Raw genomic sequence first — 17,123 nt, 5'->3', positions numbered from 1 at the left:
TCCGGGCGGCGTTCCATTTCTCGACAGGGAGTTTTTCGGGCTTCGGCCCGTGGAGACCATTCGAGATGAACAAGACCCTAGGCGGCGTCGCCGCTATCGCCTTTCTGACCGCCTTTGGCGGCGTGGCCGCAGCCCAGACCGCAGCGCCGGCCGGGCCGCAACGTCAGGCGCGGGCCGCCATGGCCCAGCCGGTGACGCAGGCCGACTTCGTCGCGCGCCGGGTCGAGCGCCTGCGCGCCGCCGACGCCAATCAGGACGGCACGGTCACGGCCGAGGAAATGCGCGCCGCCGGCCAGGCCAAGCGGGCCGAACGCCGCACCGCCATGTTCGACCGTCTGGACGCGAACAAGGACGGCTCGATCAGCCGCGCCGAGTTCGACGCGCCGCGCGCGCAAGGCCAAGGCGGCCAGCGGGCTGAACAGCGCGCCGGTCGCGGCCATCGCGGCGGGATGCATCGGGGCGTCGCGCGCATCGGTCGGAGCGGCGAGGGCCGCGCGCCCATCGTCATCGCCGAAGCCGAGCAGAAGGCGACCGAGGCCTTCACGCGTCTGGACGCCAACCGCGACGGGACGCTGACGGGTGAGGAACGCCGCGCGGGCATGGAGGCGCGCCGCGCCGAGATGCGCCAGAAGCGTCAGGAGCGCCGCCAGGCGACGCCGGCCGCTGCGGCGTCGCCTTCGACGCCCGCTTCGGAGTAAGGAAGATGTCGGGGAAGGCGGCTGGACCGTCGGCCCGTTTCGTGAACGGCGAAAGAGGCTGGCTTGGCGAAGATCGCCGACCCCGACGAGGATCTGGTGCGGCGCGTGGGTCAGGGCGACCCCGCGGCGATCCAGGCCATGGTCGCTCGCAAGCTGCCGCGCATGCTGACGCTGGCGCAGCGGATGCTGGGCGACGCGACGGAGGCTGAGGACGTGGCGCAGGAAGCGATGCTGAGAGCCTGGCGACAGGCGCCGCGCTGGACGCCGGGCCAGGCCAAGTTCGACACCTGGCTGCACCGGGTGGGACTGAACCTCTGCTACGACCGGCTGCGGCGTCGGCGCGAGATCGCGACGGAGACGCCGCCGGATCGGCCCGACGACGGGCCGGCCCCGGACCGGGGCCTGCTGGCCATGGAGACCGGGGCGCGGGTCGAGGCGGCGCTGTCCAGGCTGCCCGAGCGGCAGCGCGAAGCCATCGTCCTGTGTCACTATCAGGAACTGGGAAACATCGAGGCGGCGGGGCTGATGAACGTCAGCGTCGAGGCCCTGGAGAGCCTGCTGTCGCGTGGACGGCGGGCGTTGCGGGCGGCGCTGGCCGATATGGCGCCCAATGCGGTGAGAGCGGCGAATGGGTAAGGCGGGGGCTGGAACCATGACGATGACGTACGAGCGTTTTGACTATCTGGCCGACGCCTATGGCGGCGATCTGCGGCGCTGGCCCGAGGCCGAGCGCGAGGCGGCGCGCGCCTTGATAGCGGCGGACCCGCGCGCGGCCGCCCTTCTGCGCGAGGCCGACGGGCTGGACGCCCTGCTGGACGCCGCGCCGCGACCGGCGCCGTCGCACGCCCTGCGCGAGGCGGTGATCGCCAGCGCGGCGGGGGCGGGGCTGAAGGCGCGGCGTCGCGGCGCCATCGGGCCGCTGGCCTGGCTGTCGGGCGCCGGATGGGCGGCGGCGGCCTGCGCCGGGGTGGTGTTCGGGATCAATCTGACCAGCCACATGACCGCTGACGTCCAGGCGGATGCGGTGCTCTATCAGGCCAGTCTGACCAGTGCGGACGACACGGAGGTTCTGGGCGGATGACGTCGCGTAGCTTGAAGATCGCCCTGGCCGTCTCGGTCGCCCTGAACGTCTTCGCCGTGGCCGCCGGCGGCGCGGTCTGGGTGGCGCGCGAGAAGGTCGAGCAAAGGGTGGCCGAGGCGCAGCGCCCGGGCCGCGGCGAGCCGGTCTGGGACGTCATCGAACGGATGGATCCGGCGGTGCGCGATCAGGTCAAGGCGCAGTTGCGGGCGGCCGCCATGCAGGCGCGGCCCGACTTCGACGAGGCGCGCGCGGCGCGACGCGAGGCTATCGCCCTGACCGGAGCCGAGACCTTTGATCCCGTGGCGGTCGCCGCCCTGCTGGAACGCTCGCGCGCGTCCGAGGCGCGCGGACGCTCGCGGCTGGAGGCCGGGGCTGTCGCCACCCTGAGCCAGCTTAGCCCGGCGGACCGCAAGGCCCTGGCCCCCATCCTGTCGCGCCACAAACCGAGACGCGACGCCCGCAAGCCCGAGAAGGCCGAGAAGGCAGCGCCGCCCGAGGCGGCGACCCGCCCGTAATCCTGCCGGTCATCCCGGACGACCGCCAGGCTGATCCGGGATGACCGGCATCGGCGGCACGGCCGATCATCAAATACGGAGGCTGAAAGCTGACGTGCTGAACGACGTCAGCTAAGGGGGGGCGGACCTAGGCTTGCAGCCTTAGCGAGGCCCCGTGGACGGCTACAGAACGGGTGTGAACGGTTCGACTGACCACTCTGTAACGCGCCATTCCTGGCCGGCGGTGCGCCGCCAAACCTGACGATAGTTGGCGTATAGCGAGCCACTGTTTGGTTCGGCGGACTTGGACGCATGCCCGCTCACCTCCACGACCGTGGCCGACACACCATTGAAGGCAACCGGATGGAACCTTAGGCTGGGGGCTTCCTCCGACCTGGCGATCAGGAAATCCGTGGCTCCCCCTGCGTCGCGTCCGCCCGAGTTCGGCGGAACATCTTCACCGGCCCACCGCAGCCGGGTCCAAGGATTCACGCCCGTGGCGCGAGCCCACTCCGCTCGCTTGCGGCCTACGGAGTCATCCTCCCGGACGCTCGCCTCACGGTGCGCCAAACCCATGACTTCGGCGGCGGCTATTTGGTCGCCAGTTAGCCGCCGGCAATAATAAAGTCGCGTGACTGCATCCGAAAGGAAATCGTGAGGGATCGCTGCACAACCGGGGAGCAGCCGCTCTGCCAGTTGAGCCAGAAGTCGGGAGAAAAACAGTGTTCCACTGTCCTGGCAGTTGCTCGCCGCCCGCTGCCGATTGATCGCCGGGCTTCGCGAGTTGGCAGCCGGCAGGCCAATTTCGGCAAACACCGCCCCGCCGTCCATGCATGCGCCCTCTGACCCCTGTCTTGGAACAACGGCTAGGTCGGCGACCTGACCTGCGGCTTGGACTAGGCTCCAGACGTCTAGGGGGACATCGGCCTGCATAGAGCTGCCGACGCCCGCCGTTACCTCGACTGACGGGTTCTGTCCCGGACGGCGAACGAAGGCGACCGCTGGCCGTGCTCCGCCCCCCTCAAGGTAGAACGCACGATAGACTTCGAACCCTTGCGCCGTCTCCACCTCTAATGGCTGAAGCCCCAGTTGTTGCCGAAGCTCAGCCCGGCCCGTTTCCGTGCATACCTCATTTCGCCGCGCGCCCGTGCAGTGCGCGGTAGGCGATACAACCACTTGGATCGCAAAGGCGAGCAACAGGGACATCCGCTATTTGCCCATCCCTTCACCCAGTTGTCGAGGCAGACCAGGAAGGCCTCGTCAAACTGCGCACCAAATCGCGGACGGCATCTTCCGGCCAAAGCCGCAGCTCATCTAAGGTCCGCAACGGGTCGATTGCAGTCCGAGGCTTTCGCGCCGAAGTCAGGCGTTGGTGGCCAAGCCGGGCAGCCGGTCAGTTTGCGTTGGGCTGCGCCTCGGCGTCGCTGGGTGGCGGCGGGGCGGGCGGGGCGCCTCCGTCATCGAGGCGGAAGTTGATCTTAATCCGGAAGGCTTGACCCACCGCGACGCCCTGACGCTGGCCGATCCGCCCACGACTGACCGCCGCAATAGCCGCGCTCTCGAAGCCTTGGCCGGGGTGGCTGGCTTCGAGCGCGCGGCAGTCACGGGCCGCGTTGTTCGGCCCGGCGACACATTGCACTGTGACGAAAGCGCCTCTGGGAAAATCCTCCTGGGGCGTGTCGGTCTGCAAGACCGCTATCGCCAGCATCGCAATCAGCATTTCAGGCCGCCTGCGCCTGAACCCGCTGGGGGGCGGCGCCGAGCGGGGCCATGGCGCCCTCGGGGGCGCGGATGGGGAGGTCGAACCAGACGGTGGTGCCGTGGCCGGGTTCGCTTTCGATAGTCATGTGGCCGCGGTGAAGTTCGATCAGCGACTTGGTCAGGGCCAGGCCGAGACCGGTGCCCTGTGTCGTCTTGGAGTGCTGGCCCTCGACCTGCTCGAAGGGCTGGGCCAGGCGGTCCAGGTCGGCGGCGGCGATGCCGATGCCCGTGTCGGTCACCGAAACGCGCACGTGATCGGCGTCGTGGGGGGCGAGCGTGACGGTGACGGCGCCGCCCTCTGGCGTGAACTTCACCGCGTTGGAGATCAGGTTCAGCATCACCTGTTTCAGGCCGCGATGGTCGGCCTCGATCTGCACCGCCTCGGGAGCGACGAGGCCCAGAGTCAGGCCGGACTCCATCGCCTTGCCGCGCATCAGGCGGATGGCGTCGTTGCACAGGCTGTTCAGGGACACGGATTCATAGTGCAGGGTCAGCTTGCCGGCTTCGATCTTGGCCATGTCGAGGATGTCGTTGATCAGGCTGAGCAGATGCTGGCCCGACTGGTGGATATCGGCGGCGTAGCCCTTGTAGCGGCGGTCGCCGAGGGGGCCGAACATCTCGCCGGCCATGATCTCGGAGAAGCCGTTGATGGCGTTCAGCGGGGTGCGCAGTTCGTGACTCATATTGGCCAGGAACTCGGACTTGGCCTGATTGGCGGCCTCGGCGCGGGTCATGGCGACTTCATACTTGCGGGCCAGCAGGGACAGCCTGGCCTCACGGTCCTCCAGCGCCGCCACCATGCCGCGCAGTTCATCGGCGGCGCGGCGGCGTTCGGCCTCCTGGCGACGGATGACGGTGATGTCGGCGGCGATGACCACGGTGCCGCCGTCGCCGGTGAAGCGCTCGGCCATCTGCAGCCAGCGGCCGTCCTTTAGCTCCACCTCGCGCACGCCCGCGCGGCCGCTGGCGGAAGGGTGCTCGGCCTTGACGGCCTCGGCGGCGATGAGGTTCAGGGCGTCCTTCTGGGCTCCGCGCCGGACGACGCCGGCAGGGAAGGCGAAGGCGTCCTGGAAGGCCTGGTTCCACAGGATCAGGCGACCCTGACGGTCAAACAGGACGAAGGCGTCGGACACGCTCTCGATGCCGTCGCGCAGGCGGTTCTCGGCGGCCTGGGCCTGGGCCTTGGAGCGGCGGGCCTCGGTGATGTCGAGGGCCACGCCCAGCAGGCTGGTGAAGCCGGCGTCTCGACGGGACTGGCGCGACTGGCCGCGCGCGTCGATCCAGCGGACGCCCCCCGATTTCAGAGGCACGGGGAAGGTGACGTCGAAGACGCCGTCGGCGGCGGCCCGGTCCAGAGCGTCGACCAGGGTCTCGCGATAGCGGGGGTGGACCTTCTCGATCAGGGCCTGGGTGGTCAGGGCCTGGCCCGGCTCGACCTCGAGCATCGCGGCCATGTAGTCGGACAGGACCACCTCGCCGCGCGCCAGATCCCATTCCCAGACGCCGCAACGGGCGGCTTCTACGGCGACGCGGAAGCGACGCTCGGTGTCGGCCCATTGGCGACCGGCGCGGGTCTGACGCCAGTTCTGCACCGCCAGAACGGCCAGCATCAGCAGGACCAGCAGCAGCGGCCCGGCCACCATCCAGGCGTCGTCCAGCCAGGCGGACAGGCCGCCCGCGACGGGCATGGAGGCGACGACGGCATGACCGGAGGCGCCGACGGGGGCCGAGGCGGTCAGGCGCAGGCGCCCCTCGGCGTCCCGGGTCGGCCGGTCGGCGTCGGCGGGGGCCTGGCCGGCGGGGACGAGGCTGAGGCCGGCGCCGCCCAGATCGGCCTTGAGCGACGGCAAGGGGGTGCGGGCCGACAGGGCGCGGCCATCCCCCAGCGGGCGACGGGTCAGGAGGGCGTTGTCGTGTAGCGCATAGCCGGAGGCGGCGCGCGTCGAGGCCTCCGCCTTGCCGCCGGCGGCGGCCACGACACCCCCGGCGGCGTCGCTGACCACGAAGCCGGCGTCGGGGGCGACGATACGTGCGCGGTCCAGGGCCTCGACCGCCTGCGCAGGCTGCTCGGCCAGATCGCGGGCGATGAGATCGAGGGCGCGGTCTGTCAGGGCGAGGCGGGCGGTGATCTGGCCGGCGGCGCGCTGGGCCTCCAGTCTCAGGGCCTCAAGGCGGACCGCCTGGGCCTCGCGGCGGGGGCGGCCGTCGTCCCGGACGACCAGCAGGGCGTAGGCGGTGATGACCAGGGCGATGGCGAGCAGCAGGACGCGCACCCACGGCAGGCTCCCGCGCGTGGTCTGATCCGAAGCCCGGCGGCCCGGCTGATAGCTGCGGCGCTCCTTGCCCTGCAAGCCGATCCTCTCATCCTGAACAGCAGAGGGGAATCTAGGCTGCGTCGCGGATTCCTGTCGAGGCCCGGCGTGGCGGGCTTTTCACCTTGCAGGCGAACAGATGCAGGAATGACTCAGGCGGCTTCTTCGGCGGCGCCGGCCGGGGTGCGCGGGGCGTCCACGGGCGGGGCCAGGACGTCGGTGATCTGGCGCAGGATATCGCGCGCACGACGCGCCATGCGAACACTTTCCGGCGGCGCGTCCTCGGGCGATTCCGACACGGTCTCCACCAGCTCGCGAGCCAGCTCCATCAGGTCGGGCGCGGCGGCGATCAGGCGGGACTGGAACTCGATGCGTTCGGGGTCGCGGTCGTATTCGGCGCCGGGCACCCGCCAGCCGCCCCAGTCGGCCTTGTCGGTGACGACGACCGGATAGCTGCCCGGGAAGGGGTGGTGGGCGCAGTCGGCCGGCTCCTGCCACTTGTTGCGGGCGCGCAGGATGCGCCAGTCGCCCAGGGCGGTCGCTGCAGCGTCCTCGGCCGGCATCTGCAGTTCGGCGGCGGTGAACTCCCGGCCCAGACCCACATCGTAGGTGATACGGACCGGCTCATCGAACCCCTTGGCCCAGATGGGCTGGACCTTCTCGATCTGCGCCCAGGCGCCGACGCTTTCGACCCAGACCTTCTGGCCCTTCTGGAACTGCGCGCGCGCCATGCGGATTCTCCTTGCGAAGGGTCAGCTTGGCGCACGAGCCGTTATCGTCGGGTTCCGCGACGTAGTTAGCGGGGTATGAACGGCCGAAGGTCAGGAAGGGCGGGAGATCTCTTCGAGCGCCTCGCCGGCGTAGCGTTCCTTGACCCGCGTCGACAGGTCGCCCAGCGACACCACGCCGACCAGACGGCCGTCCTTGTCGACCACGGGCAGACGGCGCACCTGACGCGAACTCATCAGATCCAGCGCGGCCTTCAGATCGTCGTCGGCGCGGACGACCAGGGCGTCGCGGCTGAGGAATTCGACCACGCGCGCGTTCGGGGCGGCGCCGGACGCCACAGCGCGCACCGCGATGTCGCGGTCGGTGATGGCCCCGACCAGGTTCTCGCCGTCGGCCACGGGAATGAAGCCGAAATCGCCCGCCGCCATGCGGGCGGCCACCTCCTGAATGGTGTCGTTGGGACGGGCCACCTGCACGTCCTTGCTCATCACGTCGCGGATTTTCATGCGTCTCTCCCTTGCCGACGGTTTGTCAGGCTTGACGGGAGGAACCCGCACGGGCGGGCCCGGTTCCGGCGGGCCATCGTCGCGGAACGGCGCCCAGCGCCTGTCGTTAGGCCAGAAGCCGATCGTCCGGAGAACCGCCCATGACCGATGCCGTGAAGACGCCCGAACCGCGCAAGGGGATGCCCTCGCCGGAACTGTCGCGGGAGGACTTCATCACGCGCTATCTGAGCCAGTATCAGGACCCGGCCTTCGACAAGATGCGCGACGCCCTTGATCAAGTCGCCGCCGTGGCCTGGGACGGCTACATAGAGGGTCGCAAGAGCCCGGTGACGCAGAAGGCCGGCGCCGGCTACGCCGATCCCGATTATGACCTGTCGATCGACTGGATCAACGCTCATGCGGCGATCGAGGCGGCGCAGGGGCGGCACGACGACGCCAAGGGCCCGCTGCGCGCCTTGCTGATCAACGGCTCGTCGCGGTCGGAGCACACCTGTCCTGGCGAAATGTCCAAGAGCTGGCGGCTGACCCAGATTGCTGAGGCGGCGCTGAAGTCGGCCGGGATCGAGACGACGGTGCTGGACCTGTCGCGTCTGGCCTCGGAGTACGGACGCGAAATCCATCCCTGCAAGGCCTGCTTCTCAACGGCGGCGGCGCTGTGTCACTGGCCATGCAGTTGCTATCCCAACTATTCCCTGGGGCAGGTTCATGACTGGATGAACGACATCTATCCCCTGTGGGTCGAGGCGCATGGGGTTTTCATCGTCACCCCGGTCAACTGGTATCAGACCTCCAGCTCGCTGAAGCTGATGATTGACCGGCTGGTCTGCGCCGACGGCGGCAATCCCGATCCGACCCTGACCCACGGCAAGGACGCCAGTAAGGCCAAGGCGGTGGAGCTGGAGGGCTGGGACTATCCCCGGCATCTGGCGGGCCGCACCTTTGCGGTGGTGGCGCACGGCGACGTAGAGGGGGCCGAGAACGTGCGCCGCTCGGTGGCCGACTGGCTGAAGTCGATGAAGCTGATCCCCGCCGGACCCGACGCCGAGATCGACCGCTACATCGGCTATTTCGAGCCCTACGCCACAAGCCACGATGCTCTGGACAAGGATCGTGACATCCAGGCCGAGGTGAGGATAGCCGCCGAGGAACTGGCGCGGTCGATGCGGGCCCGCCGCGCCGGTCGACTGGAATCGACCGACGAGGGGCTGGACGGCCCGCGCCAGAAATAGGTCAGGGCGTGGATCGCTCGGGCAGGGTCCGCGCGGCCCGGACCAGTTGCACGAACTCGGCCCGGTCGCCGTAGAGGTCGTCGCCGCGCGCGCCCTGCGCCTGTTCAAGGATGGCGTCCCAGCCGTAGTCGGCGCTCATCCACGGATCGCCGCGCAGTTTCTGGGCGAAGGCGGCGACGGCGATGGCCCAGCGCGTCGCCTCGGGCGGCTGGGCGCTGACGTGGTCGCCCGCGGGGTTGGCCAGGACCTGCTGGATCAGTTCGGACCGGGCGGCGCCGGGCTGCTTGTAGCGGACCTGGATGAAACCGATCTCGCCGTTCGGATCGCCCCCGCCGGTGGTGATGCGGTTATCGGGATAGCGACGCTCCGGAATTTGCGTCGGTCCGCCGACCGGGGTGATTTCATAAAGGGCGGTGACCGACGCGCCCGAGCCGACCTCGCCGGCGTCCACGGCGTCGTTGTTGAAGTCTTCCTCGTTAAGCAGACGGGTTTCGTAACCGATCAGCCGCCATTCGGCGACGCGGGCGGGGTTGAACTCGACCTGGATCTTGACGTCGTCGGCGATGGGGAAGGCGCCCTTGTCGAACTGCGGGCCGAACAGGCGGCGGGCTTCGTTCAGGTCGTCGACGTAGGCGGCGGTTCCGTTGCCAGCCTGGGCGATAGCCTGCATCCGCGCGTCCTGATAGTTGCCGCGCCCGAAGCCGTAGACGGACAGGTAGATCCCCGTCCTGCGCTTGTCCGCGACATAGTCTTCGAGCCGTTTGTCGTCGGTGACGCCGACGTTGAAGTCGCCGTCGGTGAACATCAGGATGCGGTTGACCTTGTCGCGGCCGAAGCTGGACTGGGCCTGATCATAGGCGTTGGTCATGCCGGTGGCGCCCGCCGTGCCGCCGGAGGCTCGCAGCGAGGCGACGGCGCAGCGCAGCTGCAGCTTCTCATTGCCCGAGGTGGGGGCCAGGGTCGTGCCGGCCCCCTCGGCGTAATAGGCCACGGCGACGCGATCCTGGGGCCGCAGACGGTCGATGATCAGGTTCATCGACTGCTTGGCGAGGTCCAGCTTGTCCGGGCTGCGCATGGAGCCGGAGACGTCGACGAGGAAGGTGAGGTTCAGCGGACGGCGCTGGCCCTCGGGCAGTTCGTAGCCCTGGAGCCCGACATGGACGATCTGGCGGCCCGGCGACCAGGGCGAGGCGGCGACCGCGGTGGAGACGGCGAACGGACGCGCCGCCGAGGTGGGGCGGGCGTAGCCGTAGTCGAAGTAGTTGACCATTTCCTCGACGCGAACGGCGTCGCGCGGCGGGGTCTGACCCTGATCGATGAAGCGGCGGACATTGGCGTAGGCGGCGGTGTCCACGTCGATGGAGAAGGTCGAGACGGGCTGTTCCGCCGTGCGCTTGACCGGGTTCGGCGTGGCGTCGGGATAGCGCTCGGTTGGGGCTGGAGCAGGGGCGGGGGCGGGGACGGGCCGAACCCGCGAACCGGCCGTTTGGGATACGATGCGGGAGCCGCTGACGACCGCGCCGTCCACGGTGGTTCGGCCGTCCGGCGTGGTCGAGATGACCGCGGGGCGCGGCGGCGCCGGGGGGGCGGGCGGAGGCGGGGGCGGTGGAGGCGGCGGTCCGGGCAGGATGACCGGCGGGCCGCTGTATTCGACCCGGTCCTGCTTCCGGGCCGGCGGGATCGCGACAGATGGGGCGGGCGACGGCGAAGTCCGGTGCAGGAGGGGCGGCGGCGCGGGCGGCGTCAGGCTGAACCCGAACTCGCGACAGGCGGCGTCGGTCGGGGCTCCGTCTCTGACAGATTGGGGGAAGGGCGCGGCCATGACCGGCGCGGGCGCGGCGGTCATCAGGGCGGCGACGGCGGCCAGGGTCATCGGCGCCGGGTGGCGTCTGGGCGGTTTGCGGTTGGGCATCGAACGATCTCCTCCATCCCTGCAATGACAACTAGCATGACGATGTTCGGCGGAACTGTGGCGAAGCTTTCGCGGGGACGTCGACTGGGGGCAGGTGTGGCACCGACGTCTCGACAGCTTCGCCCCTCGCAATCGCGACGCTTCGCCCCCACAATGGAGGTTCAAGCTTGAGACAAGGGTAAGCGATGGCCGACGCGGCGACGGGACTGGATCTGGGCCATGTGGCGGCTCTGCTGGCGGCGGGGGTCGTGGCGGTGCCGGTCTTTCGCAAGATCGGGCTGGGCTCGGTGCTGGGCTATCTGGCGGCGGGCGCGGCCATCGGCCCGTTCGGTCTGGCCCTGTTCCGCGAGCCGGAGACCATCCTGCACGTCGCCGAGTTCGGCGTGGTCATCTTCCTGTTCATCATCGGTCTGGAGATGCGGCCCAAGCGCCTGTGGGGGATGAGGAACGAGATTTTCGGCCTGGGCGCGGCCCAGGTCGGGCTGGCGGGTCTGGCCCTGACCCTGGTGGCCATGGCGGCGGGGGTGTCGGCGCCGGTGGCCTTCGTCGGGGCCATGGGCTTCGTCATGTCCTCGACCGCCGTCATCGTGCAGATGCTGGAGGAGCGGGGCGACCTGCCGACGCCGCAGGGTCAGAGGGCGGTCAGCATCCTGCTGTTCGAAGACCTGGCCATCGTGCCGCTGCTGGCTATCGTCGCCATCCTGGCCGCCTCGGTCGGGACGGCGAGCGAGAGCGCCACGCCGCTGTGGCAGACCATCGGCCTGGCGGTCGCGGCGGTGGCCGGGGTGCTGGTCGCCGGGCGTTACGCCATCAATCCGGCCTTCCGCTTCCTGGCGCGCAACGGCGGGCGCGAAGTGATGACGGCGGCCGCTCTGCTGGTGGTGGCGGGCACGGCCTGGATCATGAACGAGGTCGGCCTGTCGATGGCCATGGGCGCCTTCCTGGCCGGGGTGCTGTTGTCAGATTCGACCTTCCGGCACCAGTTGGAAGCGGACGTCGAGCCGTTCCGCGCCATCCTGCTGGGGCTCTTCTTCCTGTCGGTCGGCATGGCGCTGGACATCGGGGTGGTGATTGCTGACTGGCGCGTCGTGGTGGCGGGCCTGCTGGCCTTCATGCTGGTCAAGGCCCTGGTGATCTACATCGTGGCGCGGGTGTTCAAGGCGCGTCATCACGAGGCGATCGAGCGGGCGGCCCTGTTCGCTCAGGGCGGCGAGTTCGCCTTTGTCCTGTATGGCGCGGCGGCGGCGGGCGGGGTGATCGACGGTCAGGCCAGCGCGGCCCTGACGGCCATCGTCATCCTGTCCATGGCCCTGACCCCGCTGACGACGCTGGCCATGAAGCGCTGGCTGCCGAAGGAGGCAGGGCTGTCGCCTGAAGACGCCGAGGGCGTGGACTCGGCGGACGGTCTGCGCGGCCAGGTGCTGATCATCGGCTTCGGCCGCTTCGCCCAGGTGGTGTCGCAGCCCCTGCTGGCGCGCGACGTGGACGTGTCGATCATCGAGAACGACGTGGAGATGATCCAGGCGGCCGGCAATTTCGGCTTCAAGGTCTACTACGGCGACGGCACGCGTCTGGATACCTTGCGAGCCTCGGGGGCGGGCAAGGCCGAGGCGGTCCTGGTCTGCGTCGACAAGCCTGAGGCCGCCGATCGCATCGTGCAGTTGGTGAAGTCGGAGTTTCCGGGCGTGAAGCTGTTCGTGCGGGCCTTTGACCGGGGGCATTCGCTGCGCCTGATCGAGGCGGGGGTCGACTATCACATCCGCGAGACGTTCGAGTCGGCGCTGAAATTCGGCGAAGCGGTGCTGGTGGATCTGGGCGTGTCCGAGGACGAGGCGGCGGACACGGTGGCTGAGGTGCGTCGCCGCGACGCCGCACGCCTGGACCTGCAACTCACCGGGGGGCTGACCGCGGGGCGGGCGCTGATGCGCGGCAACGCCGTGACGCCGCAGCCCGAACCCTACATCAAGCCGGCGCGCGAAGGGCGGCTGGTCAATGAGGACGAAGCCCCGCGCGAAGCCGTGATCGAGCGCGAGGCCGACTGAGCATGGCGGGCGTCGATCTGGCCAAGCGGGCCTTTGATCACGGTTGGCGGCTGGATCCCATAGTCCGCAGCCTGCTGGATACGGACTTCTACAAGCTGCTGATGCTGCAACTGATCTGGCGCCGGCATCGCGACACGCCAGTGACGTTCAGCGTCATTAACCGCACCGCCAGCGTGCGCCTGGCCGACGAGGTGGACGAAGGGGAGCTGCGGGCGCAACTGGATCATGCGCGGACGCTGCGGTTCTCAAACCGGGAGCTGATCTGGCTGGGCGGCAACACCTTCTATGGCGTGAAGTCGATCTTCAGCCCCGACTTTCTGGCCTGGCTGGCGGACTATCGCCTGCCCGAATACGACCTTTCGCGCGGGGCCGACGGACAGTTCAGGCTGGAGTTTTCTGGACCCTGGTCCGAGGTCACGCTGTGGGAAATTCCGGCGCTGTCGATCCTGAATGAGCTGCGCAGCCGACGGGCGTTGCGGCGGCTGGGACGGTTCGAGCTGGACGTTCTCTATGCGCGGGCCAAGACCAAGCTGTGGGGCAAGGTCGAGCGGTTGCGGAAGTTGGAGCCCCTGTCGATCTCGGACTTCGGCACGCGGCGGCGGCACGGCTTCCTGTGGCAGGGCTGGTGCGTCGAGGCGTTGAAAGAGGGGCTGGGGAGCGCCTTCATCGGCACGTCCAACGTCCTCCTGGCCATGAACAATGATCTGGAGGCGGTCGGCACCAACGGCCACGAACTGCCGATGGTGCTGGCGGCGCTGGCGGGGGACGACGACGCGGCCTTGCGGCGGGCGCCCTATCAGGTGCTGGAGGAGTGGCGCGCGACCTATGACGGCAACCTGCTGATCGCGCTGCCGGACGCGTTCGGGACCCGAGCTTTTCTGGCCGATGCGCCCGACTGGCTGGCGGATTGGAAGGGGTTCCGCCCGGACTCGGCGCCCCCGATCGAGGGCGGGGAGGAGATCCTGGACTGGTGGGCGGCGCAGGGGCGTGACCCCCGTGAACGGCTGCTGGTCTTCGCCGATGGGATGGACGTGGATACGATCGAGGCGACCCACGCCCACTTCAAGGGCCGGGTGCGGACCAGCTTCGGCTGGGGCACCAATCTGACCAACGACTTCCGCGACTGCGCTCCGGCGCCCATGCCGGAACTGACGCCCATCTCTCTCGTCTGCAAGGTGATCCGCGCGGGCGGGCGTTCGGCGGTCAAGCTGTCGGACAATGTCGAGAAGGCCACCGGCGACCCGGCCGAGATCGCGCGTTATCTGCGGGTCTTCGGCGAGGCGGGACGAGGGCGGCAGGCGGTCGTCGTCTGAGGGAACCGCAAAGCTTGGTGACGCATTTCGCCAGAGGCGACGGACGGCGTCGTCTCAATCCAGCGGGATGCGCGTCATGACCACCTACAACGTCGGCTATATCGTCGGCAGTCTGGCCAAGGGTTCGATCAACCGCAAACTGGCCAAGGCCCTGATCAGGGTCGCGCCTGAGAAGTTGAAGTTTCACGAGATTTCGTTCGCGGACCTGCCGCTCTATTCCTACGATTACGACGCCGACTATCCGGCCGTGGCGACGGACTTCAAGGCGGCGATCAAGGGTTCCGACGCCATCCTGTTCGTGACGCCGGAATACAACCGCTCCATTCCCGGCGGGCTGAAGAACGCCATCGACTGGGCCAGCCGCCCCTACGGAACCAATAGCTTCGCCAACAAGCCGACGGCGGTGATCGGGACCTCGCCGGGAGCGATCGGCACGGCGGTGGGCCAGCAGGTGTTGCGGCCGATTCTGGGCTTCCTGCAGGCGCCGCAGATGAACGCGCCCGAAGCCTATATCCAGTTCAAGAAGGACCTGATCGACGACGACGGCAAGGTCAGCGTGCCCGAGACCGAGCAGTTCCTGCGCGACTACATGGAGGCCTTCCACCAGTTCATGGCGCGGGTGCTGACGGTCCTGCCGCGCGACGCCTGATCGCGATCAGTCCAGCGACCAGACCCGCGAGCGCTTGACCTCCTGATCCTCCAGCTCGCGGGTGGTGGGGACGGTGTATTCCGCCAGCAGGGTGAGGCCAGATTTGGGAAAATAGGTGCGGCCGGGATCGCCGACGATGACGCGGGTTCCGTTGGCCTGCGCCTGTTTCAGCCACGTCAGCACCGCCTCGGCCATGGGCTTTTCATAGAAGACGTCGCCGGCGCAGATCAGGTCGGCGGGCGGTGGCGGGGCGTCCAGCAGGTTGGCGTCGGTGAAGGCGATCTCGACGCCGTTGGCCTGGGCGTTGGCGGCGACGGCGGCGGCGCAGAACGGGTCGATATCGGCGGCCAGGACGCTGGCCGCGCCCGCCTTCATCGCCGCCACCGCGACAAGGCCGGAACCCGTGGCGAGATCGACGACACGCCGGCCCGCGACCTCGGCCGGGTGATCCAGCAGCCAGCGCGCCAGCGCCTGCCCGCCCGCCCAGGCGAAGGCCCAGAAGGGCGGGGGCAGACCCATTGCGCCCAGCTCTTCCTCGGTCAGGCGCCACAGGGGCGTGATCTCGTCCGCCAGCCACAGAGAAATCTCGGGCGCGTGCGGCACGGCCTGCAGCCGGGTGTTGGCGGCGATGAAGTCGGGAGCGTTGGCGGGGGTCAGGCGCATGAAGGGTGTCTAGGGCAGAAGGGCGCCCGGCGCGAGGCGGGATTGAAGGTCAGGCGCGCCTGACGAAAAGTCAGGTTGACATGACATTTTTGTGGAGTAAGGTAAGCCTTACATTCAGTCAGGAGCGCCTGTCATGTTGACGATGAGCAAGCAGAACACCCCCGCCGGTCGCCGTTATGTGGTCCGCACCATGGCCTTCATGGGCGGCTATGTCGCCGTCATGCTGGCGACCATCGGCGGGGCTTTCGACACCATCCAGAACACCCCCGCCGCCTGGGCCCTGGCCCTGACGGTCTCTGCGCCCATCGCGGGTCAGATCTGGGCCACCCTGAGCTTCATGCGCGACAGCGACGAGTTCGTGCGCGCCGTCTCCGCCAAGCAGTTCATCGTCGCGGCGGGCGTGGCCATGGCCCTGTTCAGCGCCTGGGGCTTTGGCGAGAGCTTCGCCGGAGCGCCCCACGCCGAGGGCTGGCTGATCTATCCGCTGTTCTGGGCCGTGTTCGGCGTGGTCTCGCCCTTCATCCGGTCGTCGAACTGATGAAGAACAGGTTGAAGCTGCTGCGCGTCGAGCGCAACTGGACCCAGGAGCAGCTGGGGCAGGCGCTGGGGGTCTCGCGTCAGGCCGTCAACGCCCTGGAGACCGAGAAGCACGACCCGTCGCTGGACCTCGCCTATCGTATCGCCGCCCTGTTCGCGCGACCGGTGGAAGAGGTTTTCGAGAACCCGCACGGCTGACGTTTTTGTCAGCTTAACCTTACAAGGATATCGCCATGCTGCATCACCGTCTGAACGGGCGTTCGACCCTGCGCGCCCTCCTGCTGGCCTCGGTCGTGGGGCTGGCCGCCGGCAGCGTCTTCACGGCCGCCCATGCTGAACCCGCGCGGATCGAAGCGCCCGCCTTCACCTCGGACCGGCTGTCGGTCGAGGTGATCGGGCAGGGACCGGACGTGATCCTGATCCCTGGCTTCGCGTCTTCGCGCGAGGTGTGGCGACCGCTGGCCGAACGCCTGGCGGCGACGCATCGGGTGCATCTGGTGCAGTTGTCCGGGTTTGCGGGCGAGCCCTGGACGCATGGCGACGGGGCCTTTGTGCAGCCTGCGGTCGATGAACTGGCGCGCTATGCGGCGACGCTGAACCGGCCTGCCGTGATCGGCCATTCCATGGGCGGACTGGCTGGGTTGATGCTGGCGCAGCAGCGCCCCGAGGCGGTTGAACGGGTGATGAGTGTCGACAGCCTGCCCTTCTTCAGCGCCATGTTCGGGCCGGCGGCCACGGCGGAAGGCGCCCGCCCCTTCGCCGATCAGGCGGCGGCCGCGATCCTGGGCGCGGATGCGGCGAGCTTCCGTCGGCAGCAGGAACAGACGGCGGTCGGCATGATGAAGACCGAGGCCGCGCGCGCAGTCATGGTGGAATGGTCGATGGCGTCTGACCGTCACGCCATGGCCTCGGCCATCCGGGAAGTGATGACGACCGACGTGCGGCCCGGTCTGGCGGCCATGACGACGCCGGTCTGGGCTGTCTACGCGGCGGACGCCGGGGGCGGTGCGCCTGCCGCGATGGCGGACGGTTTGTGGGGACGGGAGTATGCAGCCCTGCCGGGTGTGAAGCTGGTGCGGGTGGATGACGCGCGGCACTTCATCATGGTGGATCAGCCGGAGCGGCTGGGCGTGCTGATGGATGAGTTTTTGAGGTGAGACGATCCTCCCCCGCGAACGGGGGAGGATGAGCGTGCTC

General features: G+C 69.0%; 18 protein-coding genes. 11 read left to right on the top strand and 7 right to left on the bottom strand.

All coding sequences use genetic code 11. The features are described from left to right. The first annotated feature begins 65 nt into the window (after positions 1-65). The 4 genes from B4A39_RS06230 (at position 66) to B4A39_RS06215 (ending at position 2,294) form a co-directional block, all read left to right on the top strand. On the top strand, positions 66-698 hold the full coding sequence (locus B4A39_RS06230) for an EF-hand domain-containing protein (protein WP_292034432.1): 633 nt from the start codon (positions 66-68) through the stop codon (positions 696-698). A gap of 63 nt (positions 699-761) precedes the next feature. Next, positions 762-1,334, top strand: a complete 573-nt coding sequence (locus tag B4A39_RS06225) for an RNA polymerase sigma factor (protein ID WP_292034430.1) — start codon at positions 762-764, stop codon at positions 1,332-1,334. 16 nt (positions 1,335-1,350) lie between these two features. Beyond that, a complete protein-coding gene (locus B4A39_RS06220) occupies positions 1,351-1,779 on the top strand; it encodes a hypothetical protein (RefSeq protein WP_292034427.1) in 429 nt (142 codons plus the stop codon). Next, a complete protein-coding gene (locus B4A39_RS06215; protein WP_292034426.1) occupies positions 1,776-2,294 on the top strand; it encodes a periplasmic heavy metal sensor in 519 nt (172 codons plus the stop codon). The genes B4A39_RS06220 and B4A39_RS06215 overlap by 4 nt, the downstream gene beginning before the upstream one ends. Positions 2,295-2,456: 162 nt before the next feature. On the opposite strand, the gene B4A39_RS06210 is transcribed toward B4A39_RS06215, so the two are convergent. From B4A39_RS06210 to B4A39_RS06190, 5 genes are all read right to left on the bottom strand, one after another. After that, positions 2,457-3,089, bottom strand: a complete 633-nt coding sequence (locus tag B4A39_RS06210) for a hypothetical protein (RefSeq protein WP_292034424.1) — start codon at positions 3,087-3,089, stop codon at positions 2,457-2,459. Positions 3,090-3,666: 577 nt separating this feature from the next. Further along, on the bottom strand, positions 3,667-3,993 hold the full coding sequence (locus B4A39_RS06205) for an energy transducer TonB (RefSeq protein ID WP_292034423.1): 327 nt from the start codon (positions 3,991-3,993) through the stop codon (positions 3,667-3,669). Between the two features lies 1 nt (position 3,994). Then, positions 3,995-6,385, bottom strand: coding sequence for a PAS domain-containing sensor histidine kinase (locus B4A39_RS06200; RefSeq protein WP_292034421.1), 2,391 nt, complete (start codon positions 6,383-6,385; stop codon positions 3,995-3,997). 113 nt (positions 6,386-6,498) lie between these two features. Continuing rightward, positions 6,499-7,077: a hypothetical protein gene (locus B4A39_RS06195; RefSeq protein ID WP_292034419.1), complete on the bottom strand. Its 579-nt coding sequence runs from the start codon at positions 7,075-7,077 to the stop codon at positions 6,499-6,501. A gap of 90 nt (positions 7,078-7,167) precedes the next feature. Then, positions 7,168-7,581, bottom strand: a complete 414-nt coding sequence (locus B4A39_RS06190) for a CBS domain-containing protein (protein WP_292034417.1) — start codon at positions 7,579-7,581, stop codon at positions 7,168-7,170. A 140-nt stretch (positions 7,582-7,721) separates the two neighbouring features. Here B4A39_RS06190 and B4A39_RS06185 point away from each other — a divergent pair, with 140 nt between their 5' ends. Further along, positions 7,722-8,810, top strand: coding sequence for a flavodoxin family protein (locus B4A39_RS06185; RefSeq protein ID WP_292034415.1), 1,089 nt, complete (start codon positions 7,722-7,724; stop codon positions 8,808-8,810). Between the two features lies 1 nt (position 8,811). Here the strand turns inward: B4A39_RS06185 and B4A39_RS06180 are convergent, their stop codons facing one another. After that, the gene (locus B4A39_RS06180; protein ID WP_292034413.1) at positions 8,812-10,722 is read right to left on the bottom strand and encodes a vWA domain-containing protein; all 1,911 of its coding nucleotides are present in this window, start codon (positions 10,720-10,722) and stop codon (positions 8,812-8,814) included. Positions 10,723-10,907: 185 nt separating this feature from the next. On the opposite strand from B4A39_RS06180, the gene B4A39_RS06175 reads away from it, so the two are divergent. The 3 genes from B4A39_RS06175 to B4A39_RS06165 all read left to right on the top strand — a co-directional run bounded on the left by B4A39_RS06175 (position 10,908) and on the right by B4A39_RS06165 (position 14,726). Next, positions 10,908-12,764, top strand: a complete 1,857-nt coding sequence (locus tag B4A39_RS06175; protein WP_292034412.1) for a monovalent cation:proton antiporter-2 (CPA2) family protein — start codon at positions 10,908-10,910, stop codon at positions 12,762-12,764. Positions 12,765-12,766: 2 nt separating this feature from the next. Beyond that, positions 12,767-14,077 (top strand): nicotinate phosphoribosyltransferase, encoded by a 1,311-nt coding sequence (locus B4A39_RS06170; RefSeq protein ID WP_292034410.1) that lies wholly within the window; start codon positions 12,767-12,769, stop codon positions 14,075-14,077. Positions 14,078-14,153: 76 nt separating this feature from the next. Next, complete coding sequence (locus B4A39_RS06165; RefSeq protein WP_292034408.1) at positions 14,154-14,726, top strand: NADPH-dependent FMN reductase; 573 nt, start codon at positions 14,154-14,156, stop codon at positions 14,724-14,726. Between the two features lie 6 nt (positions 14,727-14,732). Here B4A39_RS06165 and B4A39_RS06160 read toward each other — a convergent pair whose 3' ends face one another. Next, positions 14,733-15,389 carry a class I SAM-dependent methyltransferase gene (locus tag B4A39_RS06160; RefSeq protein WP_292034406.1) on the bottom strand — a complete coding sequence of 219 codons (657 nt, stop codon included), beginning with the start codon at positions 15,387-15,389 and terminating at the stop codon, positions 14,733-14,735. A gap of 133 nt (positions 15,390-15,522) precedes the next feature. Between B4A39_RS06160 and B4A39_RS06155 the strand changes: the two genes are divergently transcribed. From B4A39_RS06155 to B4A39_RS06145, 3 genes are read left to right on the top strand one after another with little or no spacing between them, the layout of a single operon-like run. Then, complete coding sequence (locus B4A39_RS06155; protein ID WP_292034404.1) at positions 15,523-15,927, top strand: hypothetical protein; 405 nt, start codon at positions 15,523-15,525, stop codon at positions 15,925-15,927. Further along, complete coding sequence (locus tag B4A39_RS06150) at positions 15,927-16,124, top strand: helix-turn-helix transcriptional regulator (RefSeq protein ID WP_105562402.1); 198 nt, start codon at positions 15,927-15,929, stop codon at positions 16,122-16,124. Before B4A39_RS06155 ends, B4A39_RS06150 begins: the two co-directional genes overlap by 1 nt. Positions 16,125-16,159: 35 nt before the next feature. Beyond that, positions 16,160-17,083, top strand: coding sequence for an alpha/beta fold hydrolase (locus B4A39_RS06145; protein WP_292034394.1), 924 nt, complete (start codon positions 16,160-16,162; stop codon positions 17,081-17,083). Positions 17,084-17,123 lie beyond the last annotated feature (40 nt).

This window comes from Brevundimonas sp. UBA4553 (genome assembly GCF_002387245.1).
Classification (GTDB): Bacteria; Pseudomonadota; Alphaproteobacteria; order Caulobacterales; family Caulobacteraceae; genus Brevundimonas.
The sequence above is the reverse complement of the archived record's forward strand: the minus strand, read 5'-3'. Positions and strand labels throughout refer to the sequence as shown.